The organism is Marivita sp. (assembly GCF_020055635.1).
Taxonomy (GTDB): Bacteria; Pseudomonadota; Alphaproteobacteria; order Rhodobacterales; family Rhodobacteraceae; genus Marivita.
The window spans coordinates 1-4529 of sequence record NZ_JAIPUT010000134.1 but is presented as its reverse complement, the minus strand read 5'-3'; the positions used below and the strand labels follow the sequence as shown (position 1 = coordinate 4529).

Annotated in this window: 4 protein-coding genes; 2 read left to right on the top strand and 2 right to left on the bottom strand. The window is 56.1% G+C overall.

Annotated features, from left to right (window positions below; translation table 11 throughout):
• Positions 1-290, top strand: a 290-nt coding sequence (locus tag LCF60_RS23610; RefSeq protein ID WP_292294980.1) for a hypothetical protein, incomplete at its 5' end; no start/stop codon positions are given.
• A 258-nt stretch (positions 291-548) separates the two neighbouring features.
• Here LCF60_RS23610 and LCF60_RS23605 read toward each other — a convergent pair.
• Positions 549-3368 (bottom strand): hypothetical protein, encoded by a 2820-nt coding sequence (locus LCF60_RS23605; protein ID WP_292294979.1) that lies wholly within the window; start codon positions 3366-3368, stop codon positions 549-551.
• Between LCF60_RS23605 and LCF60_RS23600 the strand changes: the two genes are divergently transcribed.
• On the top strand, positions 3368-3769 hold the full coding sequence (locus tag LCF60_RS23600) for a hypothetical protein (RefSeq protein ID WP_292294978.1): 402 nt from the start codon (positions 3368-3370) through the stop codon (positions 3767-3769). The two genes, LCF60_RS23605 and LCF60_RS23600, sit on opposite strands and share 1 nt — an antisense overlap.
• Before the next feature lie 282 nt (positions 3770-4051).
• On the opposite strand, the gene LCF60_RS23595 is transcribed toward LCF60_RS23600, so the two are convergent.
• Complete coding sequence (locus LCF60_RS23595; RefSeq protein ID WP_292294977.1) at positions 4052-4336, bottom strand: hypothetical protein; 285 nt, start codon at positions 4334-4336, stop codon at positions 4052-4054.
• Between the last annotated feature and the right edge of the window lie 193 nt (positions 4337-4529).

Below are 4529 nucleotides of genomic sequence, written 5' to 3'. Positions count from 1 at the left end.
TCGTCCTCGCTGTCGACGCAGTTGAGGTCGTTCAGGTCAATGAAACCATCCGAGTCGTTGTCCACTCCGTCGCTGCATTCCGTCGGACGCTCGGTGTCGTCCTCGGCGTCGACGCAGTTGAAGTCATTCAGATCGATAAAACCGTCGTTGTCATTGTCCAGACCGTCCTCGCATTCGGTCAAGGCAACCGCAGGGTTCACGGCGGCAAGGCAGATCGCAACAACGAACAGCCTGCAAAGCCGGCGGAGCATGTTCCTGTCCGCCAGGAAAATGGCCGAAACGTCGGCTGAAGAACTGCCCAATCGCTGCCGCATGCAACGCATATAAAAATCTCCTGACGTGTATCGCGCTCCGCTTCCGCCAGCCCAGAGCGCCCTGTAGTCCGGGAACGATACCTGAACCCAACATCGCCGTCCACAATTAAAAACTCAGGAAAGAAAACGAGAGCTCAGACACCGGAAAATAGAACTATGAACTCAAGCCAGAGACTTTTTCGAGATGAGTGTCCGCCTTGTTCACGCAACTTCAGGTCTTTCGCGCGGTGGGACTCAGAACTCAAAGCCGTTTTTGAAAACGCCTTCGTCCGTGACCGCCACGCTAGTACTGGCAAATGCAGAGAAATTGCCCGGATCACCGTACTCCGATGTGGTCTCCGCCTCGACGTAGAGATTCTGAAATAGCGTTTGCGGCGCAGACTCCACTAGAAGTTCGAAATGCAGACCATCGTTGGCCGGCAGGTCGATAACCAGCTCGGGCACGCCACTGCCAGCTGGTTGCGGACAACGCGCCCGGCCTTCGCCAAACGGCACGCATGTCCAGCTCACGATTGAAGGCGCGGGCGCTACCCTCGTCGAAAATACTGTGTCGAAAGCATTATTACCACCTGTGTTTTCTATATCGATTGAAAAAACAGCCCGCGCACCTGTGGCATCCCCGCCCGAAGTCCTGCCAGTCACAATCAAGTTCAGGTCCGGGCCACCCAAGTCGCGGACGAAGTGCGCAAAATTCGCGGCAACCACACCACCAACCCGACCAAAATCCCCTGCAACGAACACGTCCGGCCCGACCACTACGATGCCGTCAATCGAATCGCCTTCAACCTCGCTTTCCGCAAAGCCGGGGCCGACCGCCGACCAAGCGTTACCGTCCCATCGCCCGAGTTGGTCCAAAGGCTGATCACCAGACTGGTCAAAGGCGCCTCCGGCGAATACCTCGCCTGCGGAAGATACGGCCAGAGCTCCGACGAACGCCTGATCGCCGGACGCCAAGGTAAGCCCGTCACCAAGCGGGTGCCAACGACTTCCGTCCCAACGTGCAATGTTGTTGACAGCAACACTCCCGGCAATATTGAAGCGGCCGGCAAAAACGACATCGCCATCGGGCAGCACAACAATGTCTTCAATAAAAGTGCCGGATTGGCCGCCCAGGTTATCTAAACCACCGCCCAGTCCCGACCAGATCTCGGCCGCTGGATCCCACATTGCCGCATGGTAGGCGGGATAACCGCTGGCCGAAGTGAAAGGACCTGCGACATACACCTCGCCTGAGGGCGCGACGGCCAGACTTCGAGCCGGGGTGTCGAGGCCAGCGCCCATCGCCGACCAAGTCTGTTCCTGGACGCCCCAGCCCGCGATGTAGTGAGCCCCAATATCCCCCGCACGCCCGAAAAAACCGCTGACATAAAGTGCGTCGTCCCCCCCCGCCAACCGGACCGACCTCGCCGTAGAGCCGGCATTCGTCAAGCCCGGCGAGTCGGCTGGCCCCATCTTCGCCCAGTCCTGCGCCACCGGGTCCCAGCGCACGATGCCATTGACGTTTTCGAATGTCGACAGACTATCTATACTGTCCGTAAGCCCCTCCGACACATTGGCGAAGATTTCATCACCTGCAAAATCGATTTGAGAAGTTACGCCAAGCAGTTCCCGCGTCGAGTCATCGCCAAAAGCGGACCAGGTACCCGTGACAATATCGAACCGGCCGACCCATCGCGTGGGCTCCAGGCCCGACTGCGTCAACGGTCCGGCAGTCAGCACTTCGGTGCCGTCCGTCGCCAACGCCCAAATATCCTGTGCGCTGACTCCTTTCCCAATTGACGGTCCGATCGGTGCCCAGGCGTGGCTTGTGGCGTTCCAACGAGCGATGTTATTTATCGTATCGGTTCCGGCTCCAGTCAAAGAACCGCCAATATAGATGTCATCGCCTATCTTTGCCAGCGAGTCGACAGCTGATTGAAAGAGGAACCCGATGATGCTTCCGGTTACGCCGTTGCCCGTCCCCGTCCCGAGGGACTCCCATTCCCGTGAAGACAGATTAAAGCGGGCCACGTTGCTTGCTTCGAAGCCATCAACTGCGGTAAACCAACCACCCAGATACAAGAATCCATCGGTCAACAGCAAGACATTCGGCAAACTCGAACTCAATTCGAATCCACTCAAATCGGAGGCAACCGTACTCCAGGTCGCGCCATCGAACTCGCTAACGGAATCATTCGTGGCTGCATACGCCGTCGTCCCATCGCTCTCTACCGCCACGACAGTACCCTCGATGCCGGACCCAAGTTGCGACCAGCCCGAAACGGGCGTAAAGGTTGCCAAACCTTCGATTGGGGCCCCGCCGGCGCTCTGGAAAGATCCTCCTACATACAAAGTGCCGCCAACCAAGGCCAGATCATGGACAGCGGCGAGGTTTGAAGTTGGATCCAGCTCACCCGGCAGGACTAGACCTCCATTCATTGCCGACCACGCCTGGCTGCTGATATCCCAGCGCGCGATGCTGTTGACCTCAAGCGAGCCAACGCGAGATTCACTTTCGCGCCCAAAACCTACATACACACTATTGGAATCGGCCTCTACGGCACGCGGAAGACCAACGGTAATGCCGTTTTCATTTCCGTGGCCAATCGATGACCACGTTCCAGAGGACAGATCGTAGCGGGCAATATGATTGACTTCGATGCCGTCGATGAATTTGAACCTGCCAACAGCATAAAGATGATTTCCGTCTATGGTGATATCAAAAACCCTTGGTGACGAACCGCCTGGATTAGTGAAGGCACCAAGCGAGTAAAATTGCTTGGTTACCGGGTCGTAGGAATACAGTCGGCCCGCTACACCGCCGCAGACCCGCGCACCGCCGCCGAGATACAGCATTCCATTTGGACCTGCCGCAATCGTATCGATCCACCATGAGCACCCGTTAGGCATCTCGAAGCCTGTTTGCCAGGCTCCCGGCGTAAAGCCGGCCGGTCGGCCGGTGGCATCACCAATCGGTTCCGGCCCGTCGCTCGCCGCTATGGCGTCCGGAGTCCCGGTAGCCGAGTCTGCCGCGCAGTATCCGGCAAACAATGCGTTCAGCACAAAAAGAAACAATGCAACTGTCAGTATTCGAAACACACCTTTCTCCCCAGGACACACCTACCCAACAGAAGTATAAATCTCCTTCCTCACAGCGTAAAGCTCGGACGCCCACCTCGCGATACGCCGAACGGGCCATCGCCTACGAGACCCGTGACTACCTTGAATTGGTCGACTGGTCCGGCCGCGCCATCATCGAAGGCAAGCGCGGCAGCATTCCGGATAATCTGCCGCCGATCCTCGACCGCCTGAAGATAAGTCCCGAGAACTACATCCGGTTCATCAACCGAACCCAGAAAAGCCAGTTCCATGGCTTCATCGGCACCAGAAAGTCGATGCGGAGCCTCGCTCAAGACTTCGGCCGATCCTTCCTGAAGGGCCAGGCCGCAGCCGCGGCACTGTTCAGTCCGGGCTAGCTCGCCCCAACTCCCCGCGAATCCCCAGATGGTCTCTAGGCCAGCCTTGGTGTGCCTGAAAGTCCGGCAATTGAGCAAATATTGATCAATCCGAATCAAGACACCCGCCGTCTCGGCTCGCCTGGTGACTGATCCGAAAATCATGCTCCGAAGATCGCGCGGCTCTTCAGGATATGGGTGTCTCCTTTATTCCAAGGTGCGTTCGGCCCCGGTAAGTCAGAGAAGCGTTAAATCAGGCTTGACTCGGGGGAGGCGTCCATATATGTCTCCGTTATTTTATCGCTAGCCTTCGTATACACGCCATCCGATCGAAAGATACCATTGCTTTTTTCTCTCGACCCGATCGGCGATAAATTCGCGAGCCGCATCGGTGCCTAACGAGTCTGGGTCGAATTCTTCCTCGACATCAGCTGGTATTGAATTGTCGTTAGCAGCTTGGCAGAAAAACTCATTAGAGTCGAAATTATATGCGACCTCAAGAAGCTGATCGGACGGCACATCACTACCATTAAGCCTTAGCCCAACAAAGGGAACAAAGGGTATAGGTCTCTCGAAGAAAAAGTACATAACTTTTTCGGGATATTTGAAATTACCCTAAGGATCGTGGCGCCAACCAGCGATACCAACCTCTTTAACAACTTTCATTTTATACATTATTCGCTGCTGCATTAAAAACGGCGGAATTTAGAGTGTCCACATTATTCCGTGACAGGTCTCGAGATTATCTCAAAAGGTGGGTGTCCACGATATTTTTAATCAT